This is a genomic window from Pseudomonas sp. GW823-FHT02F05 (assembly GCF_058797315.1).
The window spans coordinates 25,183-29,494 of the sequence record NZ_JBXAJM010000036.1; the positions used below are offsets into that span (position 1 = coordinate 25,183).

Below are 4,312 nucleotides of genomic sequence, written 5' to 3' on the forward strand. Positions count from 1 at the left end.
GGCTTCACCGGCTGGTCTTTTGCATTCGGCTTCACCGACTGATCAGTCGTACCTGGCTTCACCGGCTGGTCTTTTGCATTCGGCTTCACCGACTGATCAGTCGTACCTGGCTTCACCGGCTGGTCTTTTGCATTCGGCTTCATCGCTTGATCAGTCGTACCTGGCTTCACCGGCAGGTCTTTTGCATCCGGCTTCATCGCTTGATCAGTCGTACCTGGCTTCACCGGCAGGTCTTTTGCATTCAGCTTCACCGCTTGATCAGTTGTAGCTGGCTTCACGGGCTGGTCTTTTGCCTCCAGATCAGGCGTAACACTTTTTCCCAAAAGCATCTCCCGCATGGATTTGAAGAACTGCTCGAGCATGTCAAATACTCTGGTGAGCGCCGTCGCACTCACCATGACCTCACTGTTTTCATTGCGTGCAGATGCGGGGTTGAGGTTGAAATGGCTCGTCGGAGGTTTAGGTTGCATGTCGACTTTCAACGGGGTCGGCAACTGCCCGCTCAGAGGTGATGTATCAACTTTGACAAAGGGCGAATTATTGACAGATAGAGACATTCATAAACTCCTTAATCGGCGCCACCTGACTCCGTTAAATGGCCAGGGAAGCAATAGCCTTAATGAACTGCAAGCAACAACACTGCCTGACAGCTGCTAATTTGTGGGAGTTAACGCTGACCAGTTCCTAAAATCGCGCGTCATATAAAGAAACCAAACCAAATTTTCAGACTTTGCCTCGTGCTTTTTAAAGAACACCTCGATTTGCCGCCCCCGAATGTGTGCGTGGCAGAAATACAGATTAATAACTCACCTGAAACGCAACTTGTCGATACAATTCAAAACGCCGCGTAACCGCCAACTTTGATATTTCGCGCGAACATATAAGACACAACCAGAACCACGCACCGAAGACATATATTTATAAATAAACTTACACAGAGAAACTTTTGAATTTAAAAAACCTATAACGTGCCTGTTTATTACCGAGCAACATTCAACCTATGTGAGAACAAACTGCGAGCGCTCTATAAAGGGCGTCAAGTTCAGCCATAGATAATCCCAACAAACAAAAAAATGCCCCATATCTCTCAATATGGGGCATTTTTTGAAACAGGACGCCGACTCAAATAATGTTGCACCCACCATCAACGGACATTGAAGCGTTACAACTCATAACGTTGCCGGTTGTGGGTGAGGCATGCCAAGCAAGCGGCTAACCTGTTCCAATGCGGTTTCACGACGCAGGGCCGTAAACAGTTCGACCGCCTCCGGGTAATTACGCGTCAACATCGCCAGCCATTGCTTCAAACGGCCCGGCGCCTGCTTTTCAGTCAACTGGGCTACCGATTGACGCCAGAACTCGTGGAGCATGGGTTGCATCTGCGCCCAGGTCATCTCCACTACTTCTTCGCCAGCGCGCGCAGCAGCGATTTGCCGGGCCAGGTCAGGCCGCGCGACCAAGCCGCGTCCCAACATGATGTCTTCTACGCCGCTGATTTCCCGGCACCGCCGCCAATCTTCAACACTCCATATATCACCATTGGCAAACACTGGCACCTTCACCACGTCTTGCACACGCGGGATCCACTCCCAATGGGCGGGGGGCTTATAGCCATCGGTTTTGGTACGCGCATGTACCACGATATGCGCCGCACCACCTTCTGCCAGGGCCGTTGCACACACCAACGCGCCATCCGGGCTGTCGAAGCCCAGACGCATCTTGGCGGTCACCGGGATATGGGCAGGTACGGCACGGCGCACATGTTCGACGATCTGGTTGAGCAGCTCCGGCTCCTTGAGCAGCACCGCACCGCCGCGGGACTTGTTGACGGTCTTGGCTGGGCAGCCGAAGTTCAGGTCGATGACTTGCGAACCCAGCTCGCAGGCCAAGGCGGCGTTCTCCGCCAGGCAAACCGGGTCGGAGCCCAGCAATTGCACACGCAACGGCACGCCCGCAGCGGTGTGCGCACCGTGCAGCAGTTCCGGGGCGAGCTTGTGGAAATAGGCAGGTGTGAGCAGGCGGTCGTTGACCCGGATGAACTCGGTCACGCACCAGTCGATACCGCCCACGTGGGTCAACACGTCCCGCAGGATGTTGTCGACCAACCCCTCCATGGGCGCCAAAGCAATTTGCATGGAAAACACTCAACAAAAATCGTGGCGCAGTTTACTGGGTTTCCTGCGGCAACCGTTAACCCCCTGTCAGGGCGGGGCCGTAACCTTCAATAAACTCGGCGGGCATACGCTTGGGCTTGCCGCTGGACAACTCAATACATACGAAGGTTGTTTGCGCACGCAGCAGGGTCGCGCCGTCACGGGGGCGCACAAGCTGGAAACGACGGGTCATTTTCAGGCGTTGGTCCCAATCGACGATCCAGGTGGCAAGTTGTAACTCATCGCCCTCATAGCCTGCGGCCAGGTAGTCGATCTCATGGCGCACCACGGCCATGGCGCGGTCGAGGCGGCGGTATTCGGTGAGGTCCAGCCCCAGGCGCTGGGAATGGCGCCAGGCGCAACGCTCCAGCCATGAGACGTACACCGCATTATTGGCGTGCCCCAGGCCGTCGATGTCCTCAGCCGCAACCTGCAGATCGATGATGAACGGCGTTGCCAAATCCCAGCCCATGCCTTGCTCCAGTCGATTGATGTCGGCGGGGCAGTGTATCAGGCGCTTTGGCGCTCCTGTAGACGGCAGCCGGCCAATAGGGCAAGTACAGCGTCGATGACCTGCGGGTCGGCGAGCACTTTCTGGTGGCCACCCTGCTCCAGGCGCAGCAGGCGGCTGTCGAACCAGGCTTCGTGAATGGCTTGAGCCGCCCTGACCGGAACGAAGGTGTCGTCTTCGGCGTGCACGATCAGGCCGGGAATGTTCAACTGGTAGTGGGCCACGTCCAGATGCTTGAGCGGCATGCCCATGCTCAACTCCACCTCTTGGATAAAGGCTGAGCGCGCCCGGGGCGGCAAGCCGACCATGCGGGTGAACCCGCGTAGCACATCCAGAAAGCGCGACGGTGCGGCAATGCTGACCAATGCCTGCGTACGCAACCCCAACTGCACCGCCAACATCGCACTGGCGCCGCCCATGGAATGGCCGACCACCGCATACAGCGGCGGCAGCTCGGCCGCCGCCTCAAGCATGGCGCGGGCAAACAGCAGTACATGAGCTTCACGCCCTGGCGAACGGCCGTGAGCGGGACCGTCCAGGGCTATCACCGAATAGCCGTTGTCGACCAACGCCGTGATCAAGCTGGCGAATTGAGTCGGGCGGCCTTCCCAGCCATGCATCAGCAGCACCGCCGGGCCATGCCCCCAACGCAATGCCGACAGGCCGAAACGCAGAGTGATGCGCTCCGAATGGGCCAACAGCGGCAACTCCCAGTCACGCGGCGGCAGATCGCGCGGGGTCATGAAGGTGCGACGCATCTTGCTGGCGACCGCATGCGGCGCAAGGCGCCCCACCGTGCCATTGAAACCACGAACCCAGGTCAATGCGCCCATCTTGCATCCCCTTTTTCAGCGTACCGCCGACTTGGCCGCACGTATCACCCGATCTGATAACTCGCCGGGTCCGAGTGCCCGCGCCAGGGTCAGCCCCCCTACCATCAAGGCCATGTCCGCCAGGGCCTTGTCGATATCTTCGGGGCTGCCGGCCAATTGCGCGGCCATCAACTCGACGTGCTCGTTCAAAACCTCGCGAAAAGCGTCCGGCAAGCGCCCCATCTCCCCCACCGTCGCGGGCAACGGGCAGGCCTGGGTCGTGGAGTCGCGGTGCTTGCGCGACAGATAAAACGCTGCGACCAACGTGCGGCGCTCTTCGCCGGTCAGTTGTTCGTCCAAGTCATCGATGGAGGCGCGACGCTGCGCCAGCAACTGGCTGAACGCTTCCAGCATCAGCGCGTCCTTGCTTTCAAAGTGCGCGTAGAAGCCGCCGACTGTCAGCCCCGCCGCCCCCATTACTTCGCCCACACTGGGCTCAGCCGGGCCACGCTGGATCAATGCCGCGCTGGCAGCCTGCAAAATACGTTCGCGGGTTTGCGCTTTTTTATCGCTCATCGAAGCCTCCGTCTTTCATGGGTTGAATATTATTACCATAATAATATTTGGCAAGCGATAAGCACGACCGCCGGTCAGAACAGAAAATGGGTGATAAAGGAGGGAATTGGCCAAACGCCAGACAAACAAAAGGGCCATTCAATAATTGAATGACCCTTAAAAATCCCGCAGAGCGGGTAATCGTGGCGTCCCCTAGGGGACTCGAACCCCTGTTACCGCCGTGAAAGGGCGGTGTCCTAGGCCACTAGACGAAGGGGACA

Annotated in this window: 4 protein-coding genes, 1 tRNA gene and 1 pseudogene; all 6 read right to left on the bottom strand. The window is 57.8% G+C overall.

The window, feature by feature from the left end; genetic code table 11:
- Nucleotides 1-557, bottom strand: a pseudogene (locus tag AC1RAC_RS27495) (hypothetical protein); the annotation flags it as partial.
- Nucleotides 558-1,169: 612 nt separating this feature from the next.
- Nucleotides 1,170-2,135: a tRNA dihydrouridine synthase gene (locus tag AC1RAC_RS27500; RefSeq protein ID WP_054898571.1), complete on the bottom strand. Its 966-nt coding sequence runs from the start codon at nucleotides 2,133-2,135 to the stop codon at nucleotides 1,170-1,172.
- Between the two features lie 55 nt (nucleotides 2,136-2,190).
- Nucleotides 2,191-2,625 carry an acyl-CoA thioesterase gene (locus AC1RAC_RS27505; RefSeq protein WP_020300953.1) on the bottom strand — a complete coding sequence of 145 codons (435 nt, stop codon included), beginning with the start codon at nucleotides 2,623-2,625 and terminating at the stop codon, nucleotides 2,191-2,193.
- Between the two features lie 38 nt (nucleotides 2,626-2,663).
- A complete protein-coding gene (locus AC1RAC_RS27510) occupies nucleotides 2,664-3,497 on the bottom strand; it encodes an alpha/beta hydrolase (protein WP_054898573.1) in 834 nt (277 codons plus the stop codon).
- 15 nt (nucleotides 3,498-3,512) lie between these two features.
- Entirely contained in the window at nucleotides 3,513-4,052 is a 540-nt protein-coding gene (locus AC1RAC_RS27515) for a TetR/AcrR family transcriptional regulator (protein ID WP_054898574.1), read from the bottom strand.
- A gap of 183 nt (nucleotides 4,053-4,235) precedes the next feature.
- Nucleotides 4,236-4,311, bottom strand: a tRNA-Glu gene (locus AC1RAC_RS27520).
- Nucleotide 4,312 lies beyond the last annotated feature (1 nt).